We start from the raw sequence: 24,658 nt of genomic DNA on the forward strand, positions 1-24,658 counted from the left end.
GTCAGCCGCGGCCCTGCCACGTGCAGAGACAGACCCGGTTGCCGTCCGGGTCAGCGAGCACCCAGAAGTTCGGCGCCTCGGCATCGCTGACAAGCGTGCCGCCCGCCGCGAGCGCCGCCTCGATGCGCGGCGCGACCTCGGCCGGGTCGACCCACACGTCCGGGTGCCAGCGCTGCCGGGGCTCGTCGCGGCCCGATGCCTGGAACCAGATCGTCGGCAGCGCGCCGGCCGGATCGCGCACCTCGTCGTCGGCGGCGCCGTCGTCCGGCCGCGCCCACGCCAGGACCGCCCGCCAGAACGGCGCCACGGCGGCGTGCTCCGGGCTGTCCAGCCCGAGTTCCAGCCGGGTCAGGCCGGCGGAGGTGAGCGTCAGCCCGGCGTCGGCGGCGAGCGCCGAGATGGTCCGGGCCAGCCGCAGGTCCCGGCCGGTGACCCCGCCGACGTCGTGCGACCACAGCCGCACGTCCACGAACGTGTAGCGCAGGTCCAAGTCGGGATGATGGTCGACCCGCTCGGCCTCCGCGCCGACCGCGGCCACCAGCGCCAGGCCGGCCGCGAAATCGGGGGTACGGATGCGGGTGTGCAGCGCCCCGAGCAGGTACGCCCACCCGGCCAGCCCGGCGTCGGCGATCTGTGCTCCGGTCAACGTGCCCATCCGACCATCCTGACGTGCCTCGGGCCGGCCGACCACCATCCACACCGGCATGCGCTCACGGCCCTCGCTTCGCTCGGTGCGTTCGCTCATGCGGCCCCTGTTCGGGGCGGGTGAGCGGTGCCAGACTGGCCGCCATGGAGCAGCATCTCTACCAGCCCGTGCACGAGGAGTTCCGGGACCTGTGCCGCCGGTTCCTGGCCCGGGAGGCGGTGCCGCACCACGAGCGGTGGGAGGCCGACGGCATCGTCGACCGCGAGGTGTGGCGCAAGGCGGGCGCGGCCGGCCTGCTCGGCCCGGACGTCGACCCGGCGTACGGCGGTGGCGGGCAGCGCGACTTCCGGTTCAACGCGGTGCTCGACGAGGAGATCGTCGCGTCCGGCTGCACCGGGCTGGGCTTCGGCCTGCACAACGACGTGGTGGCGCCGTACCTGACCGAGCTGACCACCGACGACCAGCGCAAGCGCTGGCTGCCCGGCTTCTGCTCCGGTGACCTGGTCACCGCGATCGCGATGAGCGAGCCGGGCGCGGGCAGCGACCTGGCCGGCATCCGCACCACCGCGGTCCGCGACGGCGACTCGCTCGTGCTGAACGGCCAGAAGACGTTCATCACCAACGGGGAGATGGCCGACCTCGTGGTGGTCGTGGTCAAGACCGACCCGGACCGGGGCGCGCACGGCGTGAGCCTGGTCGTGGTGGAGAGCGGCACCCCGGGCTTCGACCGGGGCCGCCGGCTGGCCAAGGTCGGCCTGAAGGCCAACGACACCGCCGAGCTGTTCTTCGACGACTGCCGGGTGCCGGCGGAAAACCTGATCGGCGTCGAGAACCAGGGCTTCTACCACCTGATGGCCAACCTGCCCCGGGAGCGGCTGAGCATCGCCGTCGGCGCGGTGGCGGCCTGCGAGAAGCTGCTCGCGCTGACCGTCGGGTACGCCCGGTCCCGGGAGGCGTTCGGCCGGCCGATCGGTGCGTTCCAGCACAACCGGTTCCTCCTGGCCGAGCTGGACACCGAGGTCACCATCGCCCGGACGTTCGTCAACCACTGCGTGGCCGAGCACGACGCGGGCCGGCTCTCGGTGACCGACGCGGCGAAGGCCAAGTGGTGGACCACCGAGTTGCAGACCCGGGTCGCCGACCGGTGCGTGCAGGTGCACGGCGGCTACGGCTTCATGCTGGAGCACCCGGTGGCGAAGGCTTGGTTGGACAGCCGGGTGCAGACCATCTACGGCGGCACCACCGAGATCATGAAGGAGATCATCGGCCGCGGCCTCGGCCTGTAGCGAAACCGGGTGCTCGTCGCCCGGCCCGGTAGGGGACGATGAGGCCCCCGCCGTACCCCAGGAGCGCCATGACCACCGACCTGACCGCGCCGGCACCGCCCCGGCCCGACGTCGCCGGCATCCAGCGGCGTACCCTCCGGCTGCTCGTCTGTACCCAGATCATCGGCGGCGTCGGCGTGGCCATCGGCATCTCGGTCGGCGCGCTGCTCGCGGCCCGGGTCGCCGGCACCGCCCTGGCCGGGCTGGCACAGAGCGCCGGCGTGGTCGGGGCCGCGCTGCTCGCCGTACCGGTGACCCGGCTGATGGCGGCCCGCGGGCGGCGACCGGGCCTGGTCGCGGCCTATCTGGTCGGCGCGGCCGGCGGGGCGCTCGTGGTGGTGGCCACCGCGACCCGCGTGGTGCCGTTGCTCTTCGTCGGCATGCTGCTGTTCGGCGGCGGCACGGCGGCGAACCTCCAGGCCCGCTACACGGCGGTCGACCTGGCCGCGCCGGAGCGCCGCGGCCGGCAGTTGTCGCTCGTGGTCTGGGCCACCACCATCGGCTCGGTGGCCGCGCCGAACTTCGCCGCGCTCGCCGACGACACCACCCGGGGGTGGGGCCTGCCGGTGCTGGCCGGCCCGTTCGCCTTCAGCGCCGTCGCGTTCGTGCTGGCCGCCGTCGTACTCCTGATCCTGCTCCGGCCGGACCCGCTGCTCACCGCGCGCCGGCTGGCGGCGGCCGAGGACGCACGTCCCGCCGGCCCCGCACCGGCGGTCACCCGCCGCGGTGGCATGGTCGCCGCGTGGCGGACGGTACGCGGACTGCCGGCCGCCCGCCTCGGCATCGCGGCGGTCGCGGTGGGGCACCTGGTGATGGTCGCGGTGATGTCGATGACCCCGGTGCACCTCGGCGAGTGGCACTCCGACGCGGACGTGCTGCGGGTGGTCGGCATCGTGCTCAGCCTGCACATCGCCGGCATGTACGCGCTGTCGCCGGTGGTGGGCTGGCTGACCGACCGGCTGGGCCGGCGGCCGGTGATCCTCGGCGGCGTGGCGTTGCTGCTGGCCGCGTGCGCGGTCGCCGGCACCGCCGGCCACCACACCGCGCCGCTCTCGGTGGGGCTGGCGCTGCTCGGGCTGGGCTGGTCGGGCACGATGGTGGCGGGCTCGACGCTGCTGTCGGAGTCGGTGCCCACCGCCGACCGGCCCGGCGTGCAGGGCCTGTCCGACCTGCTCATGGGGCTGGCCGGGGCGGGTGCGGCGGCGGTGAGCGGGTTCGTCCTGCGGGCCGTGGGGTACCCGACGCTGACCCTGCTGGCGGCCATCGCGGTGGTGCCGTTGGTGGCGCTGGCGTTGCGGAGTCCGGGCGGACATCAAGAGGAGGACTGAACACGTGCGGCTGACCGACTTCTGGACGCGGCTGGAGGAGGCGTTCGGGCCGGGCTACGCGGCCAGCATCGCCAGCGACCAGGTGTTGTCCCAACTCGGCGGGCGGACCGTCGAGCAGGCCCTGGCCGCCGGTGAGGAGACACACGTGGTGTGGCGCGCGGTGGTGGCCGCATATCCCGACCGGGTGCCCGCGCGACTACGCTGAGCAGCCTTTTCGCCGGTTCCGCGTGTCGCTTGCCCAGTCGTACACCTGTTCGGCTATTGTCCACAGCGGGGTGCTCGTCCACAGCTCGCGGCCCGTCGGCTGGTTTTCTGTCGGACCCAGCGCCTAGCGTGTCCCGCGTGACGCGAAGCTCAGGAAAGACGCCGGCGAAGGCAGGGGTGGCAACGATGGCGGCAGGTCCTGACCGGGAGAAGGCACTCGACCTTGCTCTCGCTCAGATCGACAAGCAATTCGGCAAGGGTTCGGTGATGCGGCTGGGGGAGCGGCCGGTCATCCAGACGGCGGTCACGCCGACCGGCTCCATCGCGCTCGACGTGGCCCTCGGCGTGGGCGGTCTGCCCCGGGGCCGGGTCGTCGAGATCTACGGTCCGGAGTCCAGCGGTAAGACCACGGTCGCCCTGCACGCGGTGGCCAACGCCCAGCGGGCCGGCGGCATCGCCGCGTTCATCGACGCCGAGCACGCGCTCGACCCGGAATACGCGAAGGCCCTCGGTGTCGACACCGACGCCCTGCTGGTCTCCCAGCCGGACACCGGCGAGCAGGCGCTGGAGATCACCGACATGCTGGTGCGCTCCGGCGCGATCGACATCATCGTGATCGACTCGGTCGCCGCCCTGGTGCCACGCGCCGAGATCGAGGGCGAGATGGGCGACAGCCACGTCGGCCTCCAGGCCCGGCTGATGAGCCAGGCGCTGCGGAAGATCACCGGCATCCTCAACAACACCGGCACCACCGCGATCTTCATCAACCAGCTCCGCGAGAAGATCGGTGTCATGTTCGGCTGCATGTCGTACTCGACCAGGGTCACCCTGGCCGACGGCACGCAGGAGAAGATCGGCAAGATCGTCAACCAGCGGATGGATGTCGAGGTTCTCTCCTACAACCCGGACACCGACCGGGTGGAGCCCAAGCGGATCACCAACTGGTTCAACAACGGGCCGGCGGAGCAGTTCCTCCAGTTCACCGTCGCCAGGTCCGGCGGCAACGGGCGGTCCCAGTTCGCCGCGACCGCCAATCACCTGATCCGGACGCCCGGCGGCTGGCGGGAGGCGGGCGAGTTGATCGCCGGCGACCGGGTGATGCTCGCCGAGTCGCGTCGTCTCAGCGAGCAGCAGTGGCAGGTCGTGCTCGGTTCGCTGATGGGCGACGGGGCACTGTCGCCGAACCAGCGGGACCGCTCCGGTGTCCGCTTCCGGCTGGGGCACGGCGTCCAGCAGGTCGCCTACCTCGACTGGAAGGTCTCCCTGCTGGGCAACATCGGCCATTCCCGCCGCACCGACGCCCGCGGCGCGAGCTTCGTCGACTTCACGCCGCTGCCCGAGCTGGACGAGCTGCGTCGCGCGGTCTATCTCGGTGACGGTAAGAAGCACTTGAGCTGGGACTACCTCAAGGCGTTGACCCCGCTGGCGCTCGCCGTGTGGTTCATGGACGACGGCTGTTTCACGCTGCGCTCCAAGGGTCTGCAGGAGCGGACGGCAGGTGGTTCGGGTCGGATCGAGATCTGCGTCGAGGCGATGGCGGAGGGGACCAGGGCCCGTCTGGTCGACCACCTGCGCGACGCGTACGGCCTGGACGTGAAGCTGGTTGCGCGAGGCGCCCGACAGACCGTGTCGATCATCTTCACCACCGACGCGTCGGCGACGTTCCAAGAGCTGATCGCGCCCTACGTTCCGGTCGCCATGGAGTCGAAGCTCCTGCCCCGGTTCCGCGGGCAGTGCGTGGTGGAGCCGCAGTTCGTGCCGGAGGAGCTCACCCCGGTGCCGGCGCGGGTCATCGACGTACGGGTCAAGCCCCGTACCCGGTCGATGAACCGGTTCGACATCGAGGTGGAGGGCAACCACAACTACTTCGTCGACGGCGTCATGGTGCACAACAGCCCGGAGACCACCACCGGTGGTCGGGCGCTGAAGTTCTACGCCTCGGTCCGGCTCGACGTGCGCCGCATCGAGAGCCTCAAGGACGGCACCGACGTGGTCGGCAACCGCACCCGGGTCAAGGTCGTGAAGAACAAGGTCGCCGCGCCGTTCAAGCAGGCCGAGTTCGACATCATGTACGGCAAGGGCATCTCCCGCGAGGGCTCCCTGATCGACGTGGGCGTGGAGCAGGCGATCATCCGCAAGTCCGGCGCCTGGTACACCTACGACGGCGACCAGCTCGGCCAGGGCAAGGAGAAGGCCCGCGAGTTCCTCCGCGAGAACCCGGACGTGGCGGCCGAGATCGAGAAGAAGATCCTGGAGAAGCTCGGCGTCGGCACCGGCGGTACGGGCGACGCCACCGGCGGCCCGGAGCTGCCGCCGGTCGACTTCTGATCCGCTGATCCGTGGCAGGACGACGCGCCCGTACGGGGCGGGGCTGGGATGCCAGCCCACCCCGTCCGGGTGACGCCACCGGCACGCCCCAGCCCCGCCGTGGGCGCCGTGGTCGCGCGGCGGAGCCCGAACCAGGGGAGGCTCCGGCTCCGCCGCGCGACGAGGCCGAGGTGGCCCGGGAGATCTGTCTGCGGCAGCTCGCGACCCGGCCACGCACCCGGGCCGAGTTGGCCGGCGCGCTGGCCCGGCGAGGCATCTCCGAAGAGGTGGCCGAGCAGGTTCTCGACCGCTACGACGAGGTCGGCATCGTCGACGACGCCGCCTTCGCGCGGGCCTGGGTGAGCAGCCGGCACACCGGCCGTGGGCTGGCCCGCCGGGCGCTTGCCAACGAGCTGCGCCAGAAGGGCGTCGACGGCGAGGTGGCCGGCGCCGCCCTGGACGGGCTCGACCAGGAGACCGAGGAGGAGACGGCCCGGGCCCTGGTGGAGCGGAAGCTGCGCACCGCCCGGGGCGAGCCCGACGCGGTGTTCCGGCGCCTGGTCGGCATGCTGGCGCGTAAGGGCTACCCGGCCGGCGTGGCGATCCGCGCGGTGAAGGACGCCCTCGCCGCGCAGAGCGCCGAGGCGGCCGAGTTCGCCGAGCACATCGACGCCGACGCGATGGCCGACGCCGAGAACGACCTCGACGCCCGCCGGCACGACTGACCGTCCCGGCCCGCCGACGTCGAGGAGGTGTACACCGGATGCTGAAGGCGTGCCTCAACGGTGGCCGACGGCGGGACGAGCATCCCGCGGTGCCGCTCACCCCGGCCGAGTTGGCGGCCGACGCCGTGCGGTGCGCGGACGCCGGTGTCGCGGCGGTGCACGTCCATCCCCGTGACGACAGTGGCGTCGAGTCGCTCGACCCGACGGTGATCGCCGCGGCGCTCACCGCCGTCCGGGCGGCCCGGCCCGGCCTGCCGGTCGGGGTCAGCACCGGCGCCTGGATCGTGCCGGACCCGGCCGAGCGGGTCGCCGCCGTCCGCGCCTGGACGGTGCTGCCCGACTTCGCCTCCGTCAACGCCCACGAGCCCGGGGCGGCCGAGGTCGCCGCGGCCCTGCACGAGCGTGGCGTCATGGTCGAGGCCGGCCTGTGGACGGAGGCGGCGGTGGACGCCTGGCGCCGCTGGTCGACACCGACCGGGCGGGTGCTCGTCGAGTGCATGGCCGAACCGGTGGAGGCGGCGCTCGCCGACGCGACCGCGATCCTCGCCGCGCTCGCCAACCCGGCCGCGACCCCGGCCCGCCTCGCCGACACGACCGCGGTCCCGGCGAGGCTCGCCGACATGCCCGCGACCCCGGCCGCGCTCGCCGACCCGGCCGCGACCCCGGCCCGGCTAGCCGACATGCCCGCGGTCCCGGCGAGGCTCGCTGACGCGACCGCGGTCCCGGCCGGGCTCGCCGACGTGCCCGCGATCGGCGTCGGGCTGCCGGACGGGTGCCCGCCGGTGCTGCTGCACGGCGAAGGCCCGGCCACCTGGCCGGTGTTCGCCGAGGCGGTCCGCCGGGGCCTGCACACCCGGATCGGCCTGGAGGACACGCTGCTGCTGCCCGACGGCAGCACCGCAGCGGACAACCTTGCCCTGGTGACGGCCGCCCGTTCCCTGTCCCAGGCTGCGTGATCCACTCCGTTTCGGCGAAGTGGCGGGGTCGATGGCGGTGGGATGCCGCCATTTCGGCGAGGTGGAGTGGATCTTCAGCGGCTGGGGGGGCGGCTCGGGTGGCTGGCTCGGGCCGAGTGCCGGGGCATGGGTCCTGAGCAGGCGGAAAAGGTCACAGGAAGGTGACGGGCGGCGAGGTTTGTCCGACGCTGTCCGGCATATTCTCAGCAGTCCGTGACGGCTCAACTTCTCTCCGTCCGGGTGGTTTGATCATGACTCCTTGACCGAACCGCCCCTCGCGACCTAGCCTCGCCATACAGGCTCACTTTGCCCGACCAGCGCAGGCTAAGCGCACAACATAGAACGCGTAACAAGACAGCATCACTTTGGCCAGCTTCACCGGCCTTTGACGGCAGCTCCGGATCCGTCCGGAGCCTCCGACAACTGCAACCGGCCGCTGGCGGTGCCCAACGAGGGGCACCGCCGACGGAAAGCTGCCCAGAGCCAGCCGCTCGGGTCGGGCGTCCAGAGCCGCAGGCGCGTCTTCGCGCGTGTCCTGCGGTCGACGTTCAGGGGAGGCGGCCATGGCACGGCGGCACAGGTTCACCGGCGGTCTGCCACACGGTCCCGGCCGGTCCTCGCCGGGTGCCCGATCCCGGCCGGCCGGCGATTCTCGACCGAAGGGGCGGCCACGGCCGCTCCACGCGGCGCCCCGGCCCGCCATGTCACGGCGGACACCCGGTGCGAACCGAACCGGCACGGCAGCGCGGACCGCGGGGGCGGCGTTGGCCGGCACGGCCGGGCAATTCGACGGGGCGACGCGGGCCGGAGGGGCTGCGTCGGCCGGCGCGGCGAAGCGGTTCGACAGGGCGACCGGGGCCGGCGCGGCGGCGCGGTTCGGCGGGACGGCGTCGGCCGGCACGGCGAAGCGGTTCGACGGGACGACCGGGGCCGGCGCGGCGGCGCGGTTCGACGGGGTGGCGCACCGGTACGGGATCGTGCGATGAGCGCCTTCGACGTGGTTCTCCTCGTGGTGGTCCTGCTGCTTGTCGCGGTGGTGGTCGGCGCGGTGCTGTTCGGCGTGCGTACGCTCAAGCGGCTCAGCCTGGCCCCCGCGCCGGAGGATCCGGCCTTCATCGCGGAGAAGGACCGGCAGGAGCAGTCCCTGGCCGCGCTCCGCAACGCCGCCGACGAGGCGAACAGCACCATCGACGTGGCGAAGTCGGCCGCGTCCGCCGCCCGCGCGGAAGCGGCTGCCGCGAAGGCCGAGGCGAAGGCCGCCCGGGCGGAGGCGCGGCGGGTGCTCGACGACGCCCGCGCCGAGGCCGACACCGTGCTGGAACGGGCGCACAAGCAGGCCGAGGCGGACGCCGACCAACTGCGCACCACCGCGCGGCGCAGCGGCGAAAGGGAGGTGGCGGTGCTCGCCGCCACCACCCGGGAGCAGGCCGCCGAGGTGGAGCGGCGGGCGGCCCGGATGGACGAGCGGGAGCGGCTGCACACCGAGGAGGTGGAGCGGCTGGCCGAGCGGGAGCGGCAGCTCACCGCCGCCACGGCCGCGCTCGCCGCCCGGGAGGCCGCGCTTGGCGAACGCGAGCGGGCGTTGACCGAGGTGGAGGAGCAGCGTCGCCGCGAGCTGGAACGGGTGGCCGGGCTGACCGCCGACACGGCTCGCGCCGAGCTGGTCGAGTCGATCGAGGGGCAGGCGAAGCGGGAGGCCGCGCTGCTGGTCCGGGAGATTGAGTCCGAGGCGCGGGGCACCGCCGAGCAGCGGGCCCGGCACATCGTGGTGGACGCCATCCAGCGGGTCGCCAGCGAGCAGACCGCGGAGAGCGTGGTCAGCGTGCTGCACCTGCCCGGCGACGAGATGAAGGGCCGGATCATCGGCCGGGAGGGGCGCAACATCCGCGCCTTCGAGTCGGTCACCGGCGTCAACCTGATCATCGACGACACGCCCGAGGCGGTGCTGCTCTCCTGCTTCGACCCGGTCCGGCGGGAGGTCGGCCGGCTCACGCTGGAGAAGTTGGTGCTGGACGGCCGGATCCACCCGCACCGGATCGAGGAGGTCTACGACCTGGCCCGGCACGAGGTGGAGGAGTTGTGCCACCGGGCCGCGGAGGACGCGCTGGTCGAGGTGGGCATCACCGAGATCCACCCGGAGCTGGTCACCCTGCTGGGCCGGTTGCGCTACCGGACGTCGTACGGGCAGAACGTGCTCAAGCACCTGGTCGAGACCGCGCACATCGCCGGCACCATGGCGGCCGAGTTGCGCCTTGACGTGCCGACCATCAAGCGTTGCGCGTTCCTGCACGACATCGGCAAGGCGCTCACCCACGAGGTGGAGGGCAGCCACGCGATCATCGGCGCCGACGTGGCCCGCAAGTACGGCGAGGCCGAGGACGTGGTGCACGCCATCGAGGCGCACCACAACGAGGTGCCGCCGCAGACCATCGAGGCGGTCCTCACCCAGGCGTCGGACGCCTGCTCGGGCGGGCGGCCGGGGGCGCGGCGGGAGAGCCTGGAGGCGTACGTCAAGCGGCTGGAGCGGATCGAGGAGATCGCGGCTGGCAAGCTCGGCGTGGAGAAGGTCTTCGCCATGCAGGCGGGCCGGGAGATCCGGGTGATGGTCAAGCCGGACGACGTGGACGACATCGGCGCGGCGGTGCTGGCCCGGGACGTGGCGAAGCAGATCGAGGAGGAGCTGACCTATCCGGGGCAGATCCGGGTGACGGTGGTGCGCGAGTCCCGGGTCACCGAGATCGCCCGCTGACGGACGTACGCGAAAGGGCCGGCCGGATGCGTTCCGGCCGGCCCGTCACGTCGAGGTCAGAGGGCTTGGCCGGTGCTTTCGGACTGGGAGGCCAGCGCGGCCGGCGGGGTGGGCGCCGGGCCGGTGGTCCGGCGGCCCCGGGAGAGGTGGCGCTCGGCGTACTGGGCCAGCTTCGACAGCGAGTAGTTGATCGCGATGAACAGCACGGCGATCACCACGTAGACCTGGATCGGGTTGCCGAGCACGCCGATGATCTGCTTGCCGATGTTGAGCGTTTCCTCGTAGCTGATGATGAAGCCGAGCGAGGTGTCCTTGAGCACCACCACGAGCTGGCTGATCAGCGCCGGCAGCATGATCCGGAAGGCCTGCGGGAGCAGGATCATCCCGGTGGTCTGGAACGGGGAGAGCCCGATCGCGGCGGCGGCCTCCGCCTGGCCCCCGGGCAGCCCTTCCATGCCGGAGCGCAGGATCTCGGCGATGACGACCGCGTTGTAGACGGTCAGGCCGATGACGAGGTACCAGAGGTTGTCGAACGAGATCCCGAACTCGGGGAAGCCGCGCGCCACGAAGAAGATGGTGATGACGACCGGCAGGCCGCGGAACACCTCGACGCAGATCCGGGTGATCACGGACAGCGTCCAGCTCAGCCCGCGTAGGAGGTAGGACAGCGGCGTGGCCAGGCCGGTGAAGCGCCGCCGGGTCAGGCTCTTGAGCTGGATCCGCAGCACGGCGATCAGGGTGCCGGCGACGAGCGACGCGACGATGGCCAGCGCGGCGGCGATCAGCGTGTTCTTGAGACCGGTCCCGAGCCGGTCCCAGACCTGGGAGAAGTTCTCGTTCGACGGGTCGATGAGCGGGCCCCACAGCTCCATCGAGAGCTGACCCTTGTCCGCCAGCGGCCGGTAGATCAACAGGTACGCCCCGGCCAGCAGCACCACGACGGCGACCAGGCTGCTGATCAGCGTGATCCGGCGCTGGCGCGGGCCGGGAACGTCGTAGAGGACGCTTGTCTGCCGGCTCATCGTGCCACCGCCTGTCGCTTCTCGATCCGGTCCAGCAGGGCGCCGAGCGGCACTGTCATGATCAGGTAGCCGACGGAGATGCCGATCGCCACCGGGATGAAGGCGTAGCCGCCGGCGGAGGTGAGCTGGTCGGCGGTCTGGGAGAGGTCACCCACGACGCCGAAGAAGCCGACAAGCGCGGAGTTCTTGATCATCGCGATGATGACCGAGCCGAGCGGGACCACGGACGCCTTCCACGACTGCGGCAGCACCACGTGGCGCAGGTTCTGGCCGAAGGTGAGGCCCAGCGACCGGGCCGCCTCGGCCTGGCCGGCCGGCACCGCGTTCACCCCGGAGCGCAGCGCCTCGCAGACGAACGCGGCCGTGTAGAGGACCAGGGCGATCAGCCCGAAGCGGAAGTAGGGCAGGTCGGTGCCGAGCCGGCTGAAGATCACCTCCAGGCCCGGGATCCGCAGGAACTCCGCGTTCGACCCCAGCGCCGGCAGGCCGAACGCGGCGAAGAACAGCACCACGGTCAGGGGCATGTTCCGGAAGATGTTCACGTAGGTGGTGCCGACGGCGCGCAGCGGCGGCACCGGCGAGATGCGCAGCACCGCCACGACGGCGCCCAGGATCAGGGCGCCGATCGCGGCGAGTACGCAGATCTGGAGGGTGAGCCAGAACCCGCCCGCGAAGACGTCGAACTTGTCGATGAGCACATTCACGGGTCGGTGTCCTCCCCACCCTCCGGATCAGGTCGAATCAGTAGCGGTTGATGGTCGGCGGGTCGCCCAGCGTGGCGCCGAACTTGCCGGCGGTCTCGTCCCACGCCTTCTTCCAGCTACCGTCTTCGAAGGACTTCTCCAGGACGTCGTTGATGAAGTCACGGAAGTCGGTGTCCTCCTTCTTGACACCGATGCCGTACGGCTCCTTGGTGAAGTTGTCGCCGGCCATCTTGAAGGACTCCTCGTCCTTGGCGATGTAGCCGAGCAGGATCACGTTGTCGGTGGTGACGGCGTCGACCTGCTTGCCCTTGAGGGCGTCGCGACACTTGTCGTAGGTGTCGAAGAGGACAAGCTGGGAGCCGACGTCCTTGACGTACTTCTTGATCTCCTCGGCCGGGGTGGAGCCGGTGACCGAGCAGACCTTCTTGGTGCCGTCCTTGAACGAGTCCGGACCGGTGATCGCGGTCTCGTCCTTGCGCACCATGATGTTCTGGCCGGCCTCGTAGTACGGCCCGGCGAACGCGATGCGCTCCTTGCGCTTGTCGTTGATCGTGTAGGTGGCGGCGACCAGGTCGACGGTGCCGTTCACGATGACGTCCTCGCGGACCTTCGACGGGGTTTCCACGTACTCGATCTTGTCCTCGGGGATGCCGAGTTCCTTGACGATGAGCTTCGCGATCTCGACGTCGAAGCCCTCCGGCTTGCCCGACAGGCCCTTCTGGCCGAAGCCCGGCTGGTCGAACTTCGTGCCCACCTTGATCGCCTGGGCCTTGTTCAGCCGCTCCATCGTGCTGCCGGCCGCGAAGTCCTTGCTCCCGGCGCCGGTGCCCTCGTCGCCGTCCTTGTCGCCGCAGGCGGCCAGGCCGAGCGCCAGAGTTGCCGCCGCGGCGACTGCCGCCACGCGCTTGTAACGCATCATCATTCTCCTTCTTCGACGGAGCCGCCGGGACGACTCCACTACGGGGACGCTCAGTGCGTGAGGATCTTGGAAAGGAAGTCCCTGGCCCGCTCGCTGCGCGGGTTCTCGAAGAACTCCGCGGGCGGGGCGTCCTCGACGAGCTGCCCATCGGCCATGAACACGACCCGGTTGGCCGCGTGCCGGGCGAAGCCCATCTCGTGGGTGACCACCACCATGGTCATGCCGTCGCCGGCCAGCGAGGTCATCACGTCGAGCACCTCGCCAACCATCTCCGGGTCGAGCGCGCTCGTCGGCTCGTCGAAGAGCATCGCCTTGGGCTGCATGGCCAGCGCGCGGGCGATCGCCGCCCGCTGCTGCTGGCCGCCGGAGAGCTGCGCCGGGTACTTGTCCGCCTGGTTGGCGATGCCGACCCGGTCGAGCAGGGCGAGGCCGCGCTCGCGGGCGGCGGCCGGCTTCTCCTTGCGTACCTTGATCGGCCCGAGCGTCACGTTCTCCAGGATGCTCTTGTGCGCGAAGAGGTTGAACGACTGGAACACCATGCCGACCTCGCTGCGCAGCCTGGCCAGGGGCTTGCCCTCGGCGGGCAGCGGCTGCCCGTCGAACGTGATGGTGCCGTTGTCGATCGGCTCCAGCCGGTTGATCGTGCGGCACAGCGTCGACTTACCGGAGCCGGACGGGCCGATCACCACGACCACCTCGCCCCGGCCGACGGAGAGGGACACGTCGTCGAGCACGTGCAGCGGCCCGAACCACTTGTTGACCCCGTCGAGCACGATCAGCGGGTCGCCCGTCGTCACGTCGTCCACCGTCCCTGTCGTCCCTGTCGTCCGTGCCGCAAAGGGGGTCGGTCGACCCCCGGTTGGGCAACTGTAGGCGGGGTGACGTGGCGGAACGCAACCGAGATGGTCACGGAGCGGTAACACCGGTCGACGGTGTGCCGGTGCGTCCGGATTCCGTTCCCGGGCGCGCGTCCGGGTGGCGCTGGCGTACCCCGGCGGAGATCATGAGGCGATGACCGACACGTTCCGGCTGACCGAACACGCCCGCGGCGGCGGCTGCGCCTGCAAGATCCCGCCGGGCGAGCTGGAGGCGATGGTCGCCGGCCTCGGCCCGAGCGCCGGCACGGCCGACCTGCTGGTCGGCCTGGAGAACGGCGACGACGCCGCGGTGGTCCGGCTGGACGCGCGCACCGGCCTGGTGACCACCGCCGACTTCTTCACCCCGGTCGTCGACGACGCCTACGACTGGGGCCGCATCGCCGCCGCGAACGCGCTCTCCGACGTGTACGCCATGGGCGGCACCCCGCTCGTCGCGCTCAACCTGCTCTGCTGGCCGCGTGAGGTGCTGCCGCTGGAGTTGGCCCGCGAGGTGCTGCGGGGCGGCCAGGACGTGGCGAACGAGGCCGGCTGTCACCTGGCCGGTGGGCACAGCGTCGACGACGACGGCCCGAAGTACGGCCTGGCGGTCACCGGCGTGGTCCGGCCGGAGGAGCTGATCACCCTGGACGCCGGGCGGGCCGGGCTGCCGCTGTCGCTGACCAAGCCGCTCGGCGTCGGCGTGCTCAACACCCGGCACAAGCAGACCGGGGAGCGGTTTCCCGAGGCGGTCGAGTCGATGGCCCGGCTCAACCGGGACGCCGCCCGGGCGGCGGTGGCCGCCGGCATCCGCTGCGGCACCGACGTGACCGGCTTCGGGCTGCTCGGGCACGCCTCGAAGCTGGCCCGGGCCAGCCGGCTCACGGTGGCGATCGACACCGCCGCGGTGCCGTACCTGCCCGGCGCGCGGGAGGCGCTGCGGGACGGGTACGTCAGTGGCGGCACCCGCCGCAACCTCGACTGGGTGACGCCGTGGACCGACTTCGGCGGGGCCGACGAGTCCGAGCGGCTGCTGCTCGCCGACGCCCAGACCTCGGGCGGGCTGCTGGTGGCGGGCGAGGTGCCGGGCGGCACGGTGATCGGGGAGCTGCGACCCGCCTCGGATCACCTGATCCAGCTCCGTTGACCGGCGCGGCAACCCGGGGAACCCGGCACCATACTCGATAAACTGTCACCTTCCCGCTACTCCGGGCAATGTCGCCCAGGGAAATTTTGCCCGGAATGGTCACAGACCGGTAACTTGCCCCCGGCTGAGGCTAAATGCCCCCCACCATCGTCAGTAAGGCCCGATCCGGAGGCCGGTGGGACGAGCGCAGCGAGGAGGCGGCATGACCGAGCTGTGGAACTGGAGAATCAACGGCGGCGCGCCGGTGGAGGTCTACCCGGCGATGGCCGAGGCGCTCGGCCGGGTGGTGATGCCCCTCGCCGTCGCCGACCCGGGCCGGCTTCCCGCGTACGCGGTGGTCTGCGACGTGTGGGAGGCGCCCGGGGCGTACGGCACGGTGGTCGACTGCTACGGCGTCCCCGAACGCCTGCCCGAGCTGCCCGCCATCGCGGCGCTGGCCCGGGTGCTGGGCCGCAACTGCCTGATGCGCGACGACACGCTCGACGCCGGCCGGCACCTGCTCGTCGCCCCGGACGGCACCATCCGCCCGGTGCACTTCGACGTGGTCGAGACCGACGACGGCGAGGTCCTCAGCGACCAGCGGCTCTGCACGCTCGCCGACCCCGGCTGCCGGGGCTGGTCGCGCTGCCACCGCTCCCGGTGGGCGCCGGACTCGGTCGCGCCGGCGCTCGCCGCCGCCTGACCCGTCGCCGGACCGCCGAGGGCGGGCCCCGGCGTCACCCGGATACGCTGTCCGGGTCATGACTACCGCAGCCGTGGGCAGCCCGCGCACCTACCAGGTGCGTACGTACGGCTGCCAGATGAACGTGCACGACTCCGAGCGCATCTCCGGCCTCCTCGAGGACGCCGGATACGTGCGGGCCGCCGAGGCCGACGACCAGCCCGACGTGGTGGTGTTCAACACCTGCGCGGTCCGGGAGAACGCCGACAACCGGCTCTACGGCAACCTGGGTCACCTGCGCCCGGTCAAGGCGAAGCACCCCGGGATGCAGATCGCGGTCGGCGGCTGCCTGGCCCAGAAGGACCGCGGCGAGATCGTCCGCAAGGCGCCCTGGGTGGACGTGGTCTTCGGCACGCACAACATCGGCTCGCTGCCGGCGCTGCTGGACCGGGCCCGGCACAACGCCGCCGCCGAGGTGGAGATCCTCGAATCGCTCGAGGTCTTCCCGTCCACGCTGCCGACCCGGCGCGAGTCGACGTACGCCGGTTGGGTCTCCATCTCCGTCGGCTGCAACAACACCTGCACCTTCTGCATCGTGCCCGCGCTGCGCGGCCGGGAGAAGGACCGCCGTCCCGGCGACGTCCTCTCCGAGGTGCGCGCGCTCGTCGACGAGGGCGTGCTGGAGGTGACCCTGCTCGGGCAGAACGTCAACTCCTACGGCGTCGAGTTCGGCGACCGGTACGCCTTCGGCAAGCTGCTGCGGGCCTGCGGCGACATCGACGGGCTGGAGCGGGTCCGGTTCACCAGCCCGCACCCGAAGGACTTCACCGACGACGTGATCGCGGCCATGGCGGAGACGCCGAACGTCTGCCACTCGCTGCACATGCCGTTGCAGTCCGGCTCCGACGACGTGCTGCGCGCGATGCGCCGCTCGTACCGGTCGGAGCGCTACCTCGGGATCATCGACAAGGTCCGGGCGGCGATGCCGGACGCGGCGATCACCACGGACATCATCGTCGGCTTCCCCGGCGAGACCGAGGCCGACTTCGCCCGTACCCTCGACGTGGTCCGGGCCGCCCGGTTCTCCTCGGCGTTCACCTTCCAGTACTCGAAGCGCCCCGGCACCCCGGCCGCCACCATGGACGACCAGTTGCCCAAGCCTGTCGTGCAGGAGCGCTACGAGCGGCTGGTCGCCTGCGTGGAGGAGATCACCTGGGCGGAGAACCGGAAGCTGGTGGGCGAGACCGTCGAGGTGCTCGTGGCCGTCGGCGAGGGGCGCAAGGACGAGCGCACCGGCCGGATGTCCGGCCGCGCCCGCGACGGCCGGCTGGTGCACTTCGCCACCGGCGAGCTGGCCGGGCGGATCCGCCCCGGCGACATCGTGCACACCGTCGTCACGTACGCGGCGCCGCACCACCTCAACGCCGACGGTGCCCCGCTGGCGCACCGGCGTACCCGGGCCGGGGACGCGGCCGAGGCGGGGCGGGCTCCGCGTACCCCCGGGGTGCTGCTCGGGCTGCCGACGGTCGGCGCGCCGGCCGCGCCGCCCGCCCCCACCGGCGGTTGCGCCGCCCGCTGACCCCGCCGCCCGGACGTTAGGAAGGGGCCCCGCTTAACACCTCGTGTTAAGCGGGGCCCCTTCCTCTACCGAATGCGTTAAAAGGGGGCCCCTCCTTACACCCTCAGCAGGTGGCGCTGTTGAGCTTTACGGTGGCGGGAGCTGCGGCGGTGCCGTTGGCGGTGAAGCCGACGGTGACCGACGCCCCCGCCGCCAGCGACGGCGACCAGCCCGGCGCGGCGGCCGTGACGGTGGTGCCGGACTGCGTGACGGTGGCGTTCCAGCCACTCTGGAGCGTGACCCCGGACGGCCAGGTCCAGGTGACCGACCATGGGTTGACCGCGCCGGTGCCGGTGTTCTTCACGGTCAGCTCGCCCTGGAAGCCGCCGGCCCAGGCGTTGATCTGCTTGTAGGTGGCGGTGCAGCCGCCGGTCGGTGCCGGCGTGGTCGGTGCCGGCGTGGTCGGCGCCGGTGAGGTGTTCGGGGTGCCGGTGGGCGACGGGCTGGTGGTGCCGCCGTTGCCGGAGGGCGGGATCAGGTACGGCTGGAGGATGGACTGTTTGGCCTGGTTGACAGTGGTCCAGTCGTCGTTGGCGATGCCGCCGGTGTCACCCGAGTTCGGGTTCCACGACCAGTAGGTGAAGGACATGCCGTTGACCCCGGTGCCGGTGTAGGCCATCAGGTTCTCCAGCCAGATCTTGTCCTTCGGGTCCTGGAGGGTGGTGCCGAACTCGCCCATCATGATCGGCGCGATGTTCTGCTTGTAGAGGTAGCCCCAGTAGTGGTCCCAGATGGCCGGCATGTTCGCCGGGTAGCTCGGGTCGTCGAACCAGGCCTGCCGGTAGACCGAGGTGGCGTACTCGTGCGGCGAGTAGACCAGCCGGTTGGCCACGTTCAGCCGCACCGGGAACTGCCCGGCCTTGGAGAGGTTGCCGCCCCACCAGCCGCAGTCCTCGTCGTTGCTGGGGTCGTTGTCCCAGACGTTCGACAGCCCGCCGCTCGGGCAGCTCACGCCCTCCACGAAGATCAGCCAGTTCGGCTGCACGCCGAGGATGGCGTTGCCGGCCCGCTCGGCGGCGAGCCGCCAGTCGCGGGTGGTGTCGCCGCAGCCCCAGCACGCGCCGGTGGCGGCCGGGTTGGTGCCCTCGGCGTGCGGCTCGTTGTGCAGGTCCGCGCCGATCACCGTCGGGTTGTTCGCGTACCGCTGGGCCATCGTCTTCCAGTCGTTGATCCAGGTCGCCTCGGAGACGCCCGAGGTGTACCAGAGCGGCGACTGCCCGGCCGAGGTCGGCCGGTGCCGGTCCAGGATGACCCGCATCCCCTTGCTGCCCGCGTAGTCGATGACCTTGTCCAGGATCTGCAACGGGGAGAGCCCGATCAGGTCCGGGTTGACGAAGTCGTTGATCCCGGTCGCCGTCGCGCCGGGCTTGACGGAGTCGTTCGAGTACGGGATGCGCAGCGTGTTGTAGCCGAGCCGGGCCATGGTGTCGAGTTGGCCGCGCCACGGGTTGCTCGACCACAGTCCGTGGAACGTCTTGTTGTCGGTTTCCATGCCGAACCAGTTGATGCCGGTCAGCCGGACGGTCGCGCCGGTGCTGTCGACGATCTTGTTGCCGCTGGTGTGCAGGTAGCCGGTGCCGGTGCCGCTGGCCGCCGCGACGGCCGGGGTGGTGCTGACGGTCGCGGCGACGAGGATGCCGGCCGCGGCGGTGGCGAGCGCGGTCAGGGCGCCGCCGAGGGCGGTGCGTCGGTGCATGGGTGCTCCACTTCGGATGCCCGCGCCGCTTGGGCGCCGCGGGCGGCAGGACCAGGAGGCCCGACCCGCTCGTCATCGAGTACGCGCACAGCGCGCGCCGGGCCGGTCACGTGGACGGCCACTCGCGAAGTTCACCCGGCGACCCTCAACGGCGAAGTCAAAACCGTCGACGCCCTCCCGCCGGAACCCAAGCTCCGACGCCCATTCTGATCAGCCCGCCCCCACCCGTCAATACGCACCCCCTCCCGCCCCCGGACGCGCTGATTCACGGAAAGAGTGCCTATCCGGCGCGGAATAGGCACTCTTTCCGTGAATCAGCGGGAGTGGAAACAGGGGTGAGGGGGTCAGCCGGCCTGTTCGGCGAGCTGGAGGAACTGGCGCTTCGACGTGAGGGCCTGCTCGGCCTCCTTGATGCGGCGGGCGTCGCCGGCGGCCTGTGCCCGGGCCAGGCGGTCCTCGGCCTCGGCCACCTGGGCGCGCATCTGCGCCAGCAGCGGGTTGTCCTCCTTGGAGGTGCGCCGCCACGCGGAGTCCATCACCTCGCGGACCTTGTCGTCCACGACCCGCAGCCGGCGCTCCAGGCCGGCAGCCGCCTCGCGGGGCACCCGGCCGGCCTCGTGCCACTGCGCCTGGATCTCCCGCAGCTTCGCCTGGGCGCCCTTCGGGTCGCCGTCCACGTCGAGCGCCTCGGCCTCGGCCAGCAGCGCCTGCTTACGCTCCAGGTTGGCCCGCTGCTCGTTGTCCCGGGCGGAGAAGACCTCGCTGCGCCGGGTGAAGAACTCGTCCTGCGCGGCCCGGAACCGTTCCCAGAGCTTCTGCTCGGCCTCCTTGGCGGCGCGCGGCGCGGCCTTCCACTGGGCCATCAGGTCCTTGAGCTGGCCGGCGGTGACGCCCCAGTCGGTCGACTCCTTGAGCTTCTCCGCCTCGGCGACCAACTCCTCCTTGACCGTCTGCGCCTGCTTGCGCTGCTGGTCGAGGGAGGCGAAGTGGGCACCCCGGCGGCGGGTGAAGCCGTCCCGGGCCGCCGCGAACCGCTTCCACAGCTCGCCGTCGGCCTTCTTGTCGACGCCGCGGATCGTCTTCCACTCGTCGAGGATCTCCTTGAGCCGGTCGCCCGCGGTCTTCCAGCCGGTCGACTCGGCGGCGAGCTTCTCGGCCTCCTCGACCAGGGCCGTCTTGCGCGCGAGGGCCTCGCCCCGGGCGGCCTCACGGGCCGCCTTGGCCTCGCCGGCCTTCTCCTCGGCGACCGTGGCCAGCTTGTCCAGCCGGGCGGCCAGGGCATCGATGTCGCCCACCACGTGCGCCTCGGGCAGCGACGCCCGGATCCGGCGGATCGTGGTCAGGGAGTGGCCGGCGTCCGCCGCCCCCGAGTTGAGCCGGGCCTCGGTCAGGTCCACCTCGGTCACCAGGTCGGCGAAGCGTCGGGCGAAGTGAGCGAGCCCTTCCTCCGGGGCTCCCGCCTGCCAGGATCCGACCACCCGCTCGCCGTCGCCGGTCTTGACGTAGACGGTGCCGTCCTCGTCCACCCGTCCGAAGGCAGTCCAGTCGCTCATGTGCCCATCCTCGTTCTCCCGACGTCGGGGGGACCGCCCTCGACGCCGCCACGGCGCAGCAAACTTTCTCCCGGCATTGTCACAGGTCCGCCCCCGTCCGTGTCGAGCGCCTGTCGTCGACCGTGACCATACGGTGTCGTACGCCCTCGATGGCCGGATCGGCGCGGGGACGCACCGGGACGCCCCGATAGGTTGGGGTCGTGCCCCTGGTCGCCGCCGCCGTCTGCCCCCATCCGCCGCTGCTCGTACCCGAGCTGGCCGGCGCCGCCGCGCCGGAGCTGGACGACCTGCGGGCCGCCGCCGACGCGGCGGTGACCCGGCTGCTCGCCGCCGGGCCCGAGGCGATTGTGCTCGTCGGCGGGGGACCGGAGACCGTCCGGTTCAACGCCGCCGAGCACGGCTCGCTGCGTCCGTACGGGCTGGACCGCCACGTGCGGCTGTGGAAGGTCAACTGCGCCGGCGGGGACCGCCTGCCGCTGAGCCTGACCATCGGCGCGTGGCTGCTGAACCGCTCCGGCACGGGGCTGCCCCGGCTGGCCCGGTCGGTGGCGCACGACGCCGCACCGCTGGAGTGCGCGGCGTTCGGCGCGGGCCTGATCGCCGACGACGATCCGCGGGTCGCGCTGCTCGTGCTCGGCGACGGGTCCGCCTGCCGGGGCGTCACGTCGCCGGGGTACGACGATCCGCGCGCGCCGGCGTACGACGAGGGGGTCGCGACGGCCCTGGCCGGGGCGGACGCCGACGCCCTGCGCGGCCTGGACCCGGTGCTCTCCGGCGAACTGCGGGCCGCCGGGCGGGCCGCCTGGCAGGTGCTGGCCGGCGCGGTCGGCGCGGCGGGCGGCGACTGGCGGGGCGACCTGAGCTACCACGCCGCGCCCTACGGCGTTGCCTACTTCGTGGCGAACTGGGAGCGGTCATGACGGTCGTCGCGGTGGTCGGGCCGACCGCGGCCGGCAAGTCGGCGCTGAGCATCGCGCTGGCGCACGCGCTCGACGGCGAGGTGGTCAACGCCGACTCGATGCAGCTCTACCGGGGCATGGACGTCGGCACCGCCAAGCTGACCCCGGCCGAACGGGAGGGCGTGCCGCACCACCTGCTGGACATCTGGCCGGTGACCGAGCCGGCGAGCGTCGCCGAATACCAGAAGCTGGCCCGCGCGGCGGTCGACGACATCCTGGCCCGGGGCCGGGTGCCGCTGCTCGTCGGCGGCTCCGGGCTCTACGTGCGGGCGGTGCTGGAGCGGTTCGAGTTCCCCGGCACCGACCCGGCGCTGCGGGCGCGGCTGGAGGCGGAGCTGACCGCGGTCGGCCCGGGTCCGCTGCACGCCCGCCTGGCCGAGGCGGACCCGGAGGCGGCGGCCGGCATCCTGCCCGGCAACGGCCGGCGGATCGTCCGGGCGCTGGAGGTGATCGAGCTGACCGGCGCGCCGTTCACCGCGTCGCTGCCCGCGCCCACGCCGTACTACCCGTCCGTGCAGCTCGGGGTCGACCTGGACACCGCCCGGCTGGACGAGCGGATCGCGCTGCGGGTGGACCGGATGTGGGCCGACGGCCTGGTCGACGAGGTCCGCGCGCTCGTCGGGCAGGGGCTGCCGGCGGGGCGGACGGCCAGCCGCGCGCTCGGCTACCAGCAGGTGCTGCGCTTCCTCGCCGGCGAGCTGACCGAGGCGCAGGCGCACGAGGAGACGATCCGCGCCACCCGGCGTTTCGTCCGCCGGCAGCGCTCGTGGTTCCGGCGCGACCCGCGGGTGCGCTGGCTCGACTCGGCCGCCCCCGGGTTCGTCGACACGGCGCTGCGGATCGCCGCCGGGGATCGGGAATGATGGGGGCGTGGAGTTCACCAAGGGGCACGGCACCGGCAACGACTTCGTCATCCTGCCCGACCCGGACGGCGCGCTCGACCTGACGCCCGACCTGGTCGCCGCGCTCTGCGACCGGCGGCGCGGGCTCGGCGGCGACGGCGTGCTGCGCGTGGTACGCGCCGCGAAGCACCCCGACGGCGTCGCGCTCGCCGGCGAGGCCGGGTGGTTCATGGACTACTGGAACTCCGACGGCTCGTTCGCCGAGATGTGCGGCAACGGCGCCCGGGTGTTCGTGCGCTACCTCCTGGAGACCGGCCTGGTCGCCCCCACGGACGGGACGCTGCCGGTGGCCACCCGCGCCGGCCTGGTGCGGGCCCGCGTCGAGGGCGCGGACGTGGCGGTCGAGATGCGCCGCCCCCGGCTGTACGACACGTCCACCGCCACGCTCGGCGGGCTGACCCTGACCGGCACGGCGGTGGACGTGGGCAACCCGCACCTGGTGTGCGCGCTTCCCGCCGCGCTGGACCTGGCCGGTCTGGACCTCAGCCGGGCCCCCGAGGTCGACGCGGCGGCGTTCCCGACCGGGGTGAACGTCGAGTTCACCACGCCGGGCGAGCCGGTCGACGGCACCGACGGGCACGTGCTGATGCGGGTCTACGAGCGGGGTTCGGCCGAGACGCTGTCCTGCGGCACCGGGGCCTGCGCGGTGGCGGCGGTGGCCCTGCGCGACGCCGGCCGGGACACCGGCATCGTGGCGGTGGACGTCCCGGGTGGCCGCCTCACGGTCACGGTGACCGCCGACTCCTGCTGGCTCGCCGGCCCGGCCGTGCTGGTGGCGACCGGAACCCTCACCCTGGACGCGCCGCGCCCCTGACCGGCGTTCCCGCCGGCCTCCCCCTCGGCGCTCGCGGGGGCGGGAGCGGTCAGGGCGTGGCGCTGGCGTTGGCGGCGATCTCGGGGAGGTCGGACGGACCCGGGTCGGCGGCCGGCGGCGGCGTCACGGCCGGGTTCTGGGCGGCGGCGCGCACCGCGGCGGCCACCGCGGGGGCGACCCGCGCGTCGAAGACGCTCGGCACGATCACCGTCGGGTTGATCTTCTCCTCGCCGACCACGTCCGCGATCGCCCGGGCCGCCGCGATCGCCATCTCCTCGGTGAACTCCTCGGCGTGCGCGTCGAGCATGCCGCGGAACACGCCCGGGAAGGCGAGCACGTTGTTGATCTGGTTCGGCTGGTCCGAGCGGCCGGTGGCCACCACGGCGGCGTGCTTGCGCGCCTCCCGCGGGTCCACCTCCGGGTCCGGGTTGGCGAGCGCGAAGACGATCGCGTCCTTCGCCATCGCGGCGACGTCGTCACCGGTGAGCAGGTTCGGCGCGCTCACCCCGATGAACACGTCCGCGCCGCGGACCGCGCCGGCCAGGTCACCGGCGTAGCTCTCCTTGTTGGTGTTCTCCGCCAGCCACTGCCAGGCCGGGTTCAGGCCGGGCAGGCCGCGGTGCAGGGCCCCCTGCCGGTCGTACGCGATGATGTCGCCCACGCCCTGGCGCAGCAGCAGCTTCATGATCGCGGTGCCGGCGGCGCCGGCGCCGGAGACCACGACCCGGACGTCCGCGAGCTGCTTGCCCACCACGCGCAGCGCGTTGGTCAGCGCGGCCAGCACGCAGATCGCGGTGCCGTGCTGGTCGTCGTGGAAGACCGGGATGTCAAGCGCCTCGCGCAGCCGGGCCTCGATCTCGAAGCAGCGCGGCGCGGCGATGTCCTCCAGGTTGATCCCGCCGTACGCGGGCGCGATCGCCTTGACGATCGCCACGATCTCGTCGGTGTCCTGGGTGTCCAGCACCACCGGCCAGGCGTCCACCCCGCCGAAGCGCTTGAACAGCGCCGCCTTGCCCTCCATCACCGGCAGTGAGGCGGCCGGCCCGAGGTTGCCCAGGCCGAGCACGGCCGAGCCGTCGCTGACCACGGCCACCGTGTTGCGCTTGATGGTGAGCCGGCGGGCGTCCGCCGGGTTCTCCGCGATCGCCATGCAGACCCGGGCCACCCCCGGGGTGTACGCCCGCGACAGCTCGTCACGGTTGCGGAGCGCGACCTTGGAACTCACCTCGATCTTGCCGCCGAGGTGCAGCAGGAACGTGCGGTCGGAGACCTTGCGCACGTCCACCCCGTCGAGCCCGGTGAGCGCGTCGACGACCTGGTCGGCGTGGGTGGCGTCGGCGGTGTCGCAGGTGAGGTCGACGATCACGTTCGTCGGGTCGGAGTCGACCACGTCGAGTGCGGTCACGATCGCGCCGGCCTCGCCCGCCGCGGTGGTCAGGCGGCCGATGGAGGAGGCGTCTGCGGGCACCGCGATCCGGATCGTGATCGAGAATCCGGCACTCGGCAGTCGGGTGATGGCCACGAAAATTACTCCTCCGTCGACGCTGAGCGGCTCGACTGGCATTTCTA

General features: G+C 72.4%; 21 protein-coding genes and 2 pseudogenes. 15 read left to right on the top strand and 8 right to left on the bottom strand.

All coding sequences use genetic code 11. The annotated features are described in order from the left end of the window. Nucleotide 1: 1 nt before the first annotated feature. On the bottom strand, nt 2-655 hold the full coding sequence (locus O7619_RS11625; protein WP_282287574.1) for a 4a-hydroxytetrahydrobiopterin dehydratase: 654 nt from the start codon (nt 653-655) through the stop codon (nt 2-4). 134 nt (nt 656-789) lie between these two features. Between O7619_RS11625 and O7619_RS11630 the strand changes: the two genes are divergently transcribed. From O7619_RS11630 to rny, 9 genes and pseudogenes are all read left to right on the top strand, one after another. After that, entirely contained in the window at nt 790-1,932 is a 1,143-nt protein-coding gene (locus O7619_RS11630; RefSeq protein WP_282287575.1) for an acyl-CoA dehydrogenase family protein, read from the top strand. A 68-nt stretch (nt 1,933-2,000) separates the two neighbouring features. Beyond that, a complete protein-coding gene (locus tag O7619_RS11635; RefSeq protein WP_282287576.1) occupies nt 2,001-3,299 on the top strand; it encodes an MFS transporter in 1,299 nt (432 codons plus the stop codon). 4 nt (nt 3,300-3,303) lie between these two features. Beyond that, nucleotides 3,304-3,504, top strand: a complete 201-nt coding sequence (locus tag O7619_RS11640) for a DUF3046 domain-containing protein (protein ID WP_018785963.1) — start codon at nt 3,304-3,306, stop codon at nt 3,502-3,504. A gap of 185 nt (nt 3,505-3,689) precedes the next feature. Next, a pseudogene (gene recA, locus O7619_RS11645) lies at nt 3,690-4,304 on the top strand (recombinase RecA); the annotation flags it as partial. Nucleotides 4,305-4,307: 3 nt separating this feature from the next. Further along, a pseudogene (locus tag O7619_RS11650) lies at nt 4,308-5,156 on the top strand (recombinase RecA); the annotation flags it as partial. A 171-nt stretch (nt 5,157-5,327) separates the two neighbouring features. Continuing rightward, a complete protein-coding gene (locus O7619_RS11655) occupies nt 5,328-5,831 on the top strand; it encodes a hypothetical protein (RefSeq protein WP_282288787.1) in 504 nt (167 codons plus the stop codon). 11 nt (nt 5,832-5,842) lie between these two features. After that, complete coding sequence (locus tag O7619_RS11660; RefSeq protein ID WP_282287577.1) at nt 5,843-6,535, top strand: regulatory protein RecX; 693 nt, start codon at nt 5,843-5,845, stop codon at nt 6,533-6,535. Nucleotides 6,536-6,573: 38 nt separating this feature from the next. Further along, nucleotides 6,574-7,491 carry a 3-keto-5-aminohexanoate cleavage protein gene (locus O7619_RS11665; protein WP_282287579.1) on the top strand — a complete coding sequence of 306 codons (918 nt, stop codon included), beginning with the start codon at nt 6,574-6,576 and terminating at the stop codon, nt 7,489-7,491. Between the two features lie 982 nt (nt 7,492-8,473). Continuing rightward, complete coding sequence (rny, locus tag O7619_RS11670; protein WP_282287581.1) at nt 8,474-10,240, top strand: ribonuclease Y; 1,767 nt, start codon at nt 8,474-8,476, stop codon at nt 10,238-10,240. Nucleotides 10,241-10,296: 56 nt separating this feature from the next. Here the strand turns inward: rny and O7619_RS11675 are convergent, their stop codons facing one another. Genes O7619_RS11675 through O7619_RS11690 form a run of 4 tightly spaced genes read right to left on the bottom strand, consistent with a single transcriptional unit; the run spans nt 10,297 to nt 13,691 of the window. Beyond that, nucleotides 10,297-11,262 (bottom strand): amino acid ABC transporter permease, encoded by a 966-nt coding sequence (locus tag O7619_RS11675; protein ID WP_282287583.1) that lies wholly within the window; start codon nt 11,260-11,262, stop codon nt 10,297-10,299. Then, nucleotides 11,259-11,966 carry an amino acid ABC transporter permease gene (locus O7619_RS11680; protein ID WP_282287584.1) on the bottom strand — a complete coding sequence of 236 codons (708 nt, stop codon included), beginning with the start codon at nt 11,964-11,966 and terminating at the stop codon, nt 11,259-11,261. Before O7619_RS11680 ends, O7619_RS11675 begins: the two co-directional genes overlap by 4 nt. 37 nt (nt 11,967-12,003) lie before the next feature. Further along, complete coding sequence (locus O7619_RS11685) at nt 12,004-12,882, bottom strand: glutamate ABC transporter substrate-binding protein (protein WP_282287585.1); 879 nt, start codon at nt 12,880-12,882, stop codon at nt 12,004-12,006. A 53-nt stretch (nt 12,883-12,935) separates the two neighbouring features. Then, nucleotides 12,936-13,691, bottom strand: coding sequence for an amino acid ABC transporter ATP-binding protein (locus O7619_RS11690; protein ID WP_282287586.1), 756 nt, complete (start codon nt 13,689-13,691; stop codon nt 12,936-12,938). Between the two features lie 205 nt (nt 13,692-13,896). On the opposite strand from O7619_RS11690, the gene selD reads away from it, so the two are divergent. The 3 genes from selD to miaB all read left to right on the top strand — a co-directional run bounded on the left by selD (nt 13,897) and on the right by miaB (nt 17,126). Then, nucleotides 13,897-14,886: a selenide, water dikinase SelD gene (gene selD, locus O7619_RS11695; protein ID WP_282287587.1), complete on the top strand. Its 990-nt coding sequence runs from the start codon at nt 13,897-13,899 to the stop codon at nt 14,884-14,886. A 202-nt stretch (nt 14,887-15,088) separates the two neighbouring features. Then, nucleotides 15,089-15,568 carry a hypothetical protein gene (locus O7619_RS11700; protein ID WP_282287588.1) on the top strand — a complete coding sequence of 160 codons (480 nt, stop codon included), beginning with the start codon at nt 15,089-15,091 and terminating at the stop codon, nt 15,566-15,568. Between the two features lie 58 nt (nt 15,569-15,626). After that, complete coding sequence (gene miaB, locus O7619_RS11705; protein WP_282287589.1) at nt 15,627-17,126, top strand: tRNA (N6-isopentenyl adenosine(37)-C2)-methylthiotransferase MiaB; 1,500 nt, start codon at nt 15,627-15,629, stop codon at nt 17,124-17,126. Nucleotides 17,127-17,229: 103 nt separating this feature from the next. Here miaB and O7619_RS11710 read toward each other — a convergent pair whose 3' ends face one another. Together O7619_RS11710 and O7619_RS11715 are read right to left on the bottom strand one after the other, a co-directional pair. Next, nucleotides 17,230-18,861, bottom strand: coding sequence for a cellulase family glycosylhydrolase (locus tag O7619_RS11710; protein ID WP_282287590.1), 1,632 nt, complete (start codon nt 18,859-18,861; stop codon nt 17,230-17,232). A gap of 344 nt (nt 18,862-19,205) precedes the next feature. Next, entirely contained in the window at nt 19,206-20,414 is a 1,209-nt protein-coding gene (locus O7619_RS11715) for a DUF349 domain-containing protein (protein WP_282287591.1), read from the bottom strand. Nucleotides 20,415-20,614: 200 nt separating this feature from the next. On the opposite strand from O7619_RS11715, the gene O7619_RS11720 reads away from it, so the two are divergent. From O7619_RS11720 to dapF, 3 genes are read left to right on the top strand one after another with little or no spacing between them, the layout of a single operon-like run. Then, complete coding sequence (locus O7619_RS11720) at nt 20,615-21,334, top strand: hypothetical protein (protein WP_282287593.1); 720 nt, start codon at nt 20,615-20,617, stop codon at nt 21,332-21,334. Next, complete coding sequence (gene miaA, locus O7619_RS11725; RefSeq protein ID WP_282287594.1) at nt 21,331-22,236, top strand: tRNA (adenosine(37)-N6)-dimethylallyltransferase MiaA; 906 nt, start codon at nt 21,331-21,333, stop codon at nt 22,234-22,236. Before O7619_RS11720 ends, miaA begins: the two co-directional genes overlap by 4 nt. A gap of 7 nt (nt 22,237-22,243) precedes the next feature. Beyond that, a complete protein-coding gene (gene dapF / locus O7619_RS11730; RefSeq protein WP_282287596.1) occupies nt 22,244-23,089 on the top strand; it encodes a diaminopimelate epimerase in 846 nt (281 codons plus the stop codon). Nucleotides 23,090-23,138: 49 nt separating this feature from the next. Here the strand turns inward: dapF and O7619_RS11735 are convergent, their stop codons facing one another. Next, nucleotides 23,139-24,611 carry an NAD-dependent malic enzyme gene (locus O7619_RS11735; RefSeq protein WP_282287597.1) on the bottom strand — a complete coding sequence of 491 codons (1,473 nt, stop codon included), beginning with the start codon at nt 24,609-24,611 and terminating at the stop codon, nt 23,139-23,141. Nucleotides 24,612-24,658: the final 47 nt, after the last annotated feature.

This window comes from Micromonospora sp. WMMD998, from assembly GCF_029581235.1.
Classification (GTDB): domain Bacteria; phylum Actinomycetota; class Actinomycetes; order Mycobacteriales; family Micromonosporaceae; genus Micromonospora.

Bases quoted from the DNA above. Each gene is read 5' to 3' on its own strand.
- O7619_RS11625 (WP_282287574.1), bottom strand. From the start codon at position 655: ATGGGCACGTTGACCGGAGCACAGATCGCCGACGCCGGGCTGGCCGGG.
- O7619_RS11630 (WP_282287575.1), top strand. From the start codon at position 790: ATGGAGCAGCATCTCTACCAGCCCGTGCACGAGGAGTTCCGGGACCTG.
- O7619_RS11635 (WP_282287576.1), top strand. From the start codon at position 2,001: ATGACCACCGACCTGACCGCGCCGGCACCGCCCCGGCCCGACGTCGCC.
- O7619_RS11655 (WP_282288787.1), top strand. From the start codon at position 5,328: ATGAACCGGTTCGACATCGAGGTGGAGGGCAACCACAACTACTTCGTC.
- O7619_RS11665 (WP_282287579.1), top strand. From the start codon at position 6,574: ATGCTGAAGGCGTGCCTCAACGGTGGCCGACGGCGGGACGAGCATCCC.
- rny (WP_282287581.1), top strand. From the start codon at position 8,474: ATGAGCGCCTTCGACGTGGTTCTCCTCGTGGTGGTCCTGCTGCTTGTC.
- O7619_RS11675 (WP_282287583.1), bottom strand. From the start codon at position 11,262: ATGAGCCGGCAGACAAGCGTCCTCTACGACGTTCCCGGCCCGCGCCAG.
- O7619_RS11685 (WP_282287585.1), bottom strand. From the start codon at position 12,882: ATGCGTTACAAGCGCGTGGCGGCAGTCGCCGCGGCGGCAACTCTGGCG.
- selD (WP_282287587.1), top strand. From the start codon at position 13,897: ATGACCGACACGTTCCGGCTGACCGAACACGCCCGCGGCGGCGGCTGC.
- O7619_RS11700 (WP_282287588.1), top strand. From the start codon at position 15,089: ATGACCGAGCTGTGGAACTGGAGAATCAACGGCGGCGCGCCGGTGGAG.
- miaB (WP_282287589.1), top strand. From the start codon at position 15,627: ATGACTACCGCAGCCGTGGGCAGCCCGCGCACCTACCAGGTGCGTACG.
- O7619_RS11710 (WP_282287590.1), bottom strand. From the start codon at position 18,861: ATGCACCGACGCACCGCCCTCGGCGGCGCCCTGACCGCGCTCGCCACC.
- O7619_RS11715 (WP_282287591.1), bottom strand. From the start codon at position 20,414: ATGAGCGACTGGACTGCCTTCGGACGGGTGGACGAGGACGGCACCGTC.
- miaA (WP_282287594.1), top strand. From the start codon at position 21,331: ATGACGGTCGTCGCGGTGGTCGGGCCGACCGCGGCCGGCAAGTCGGCG.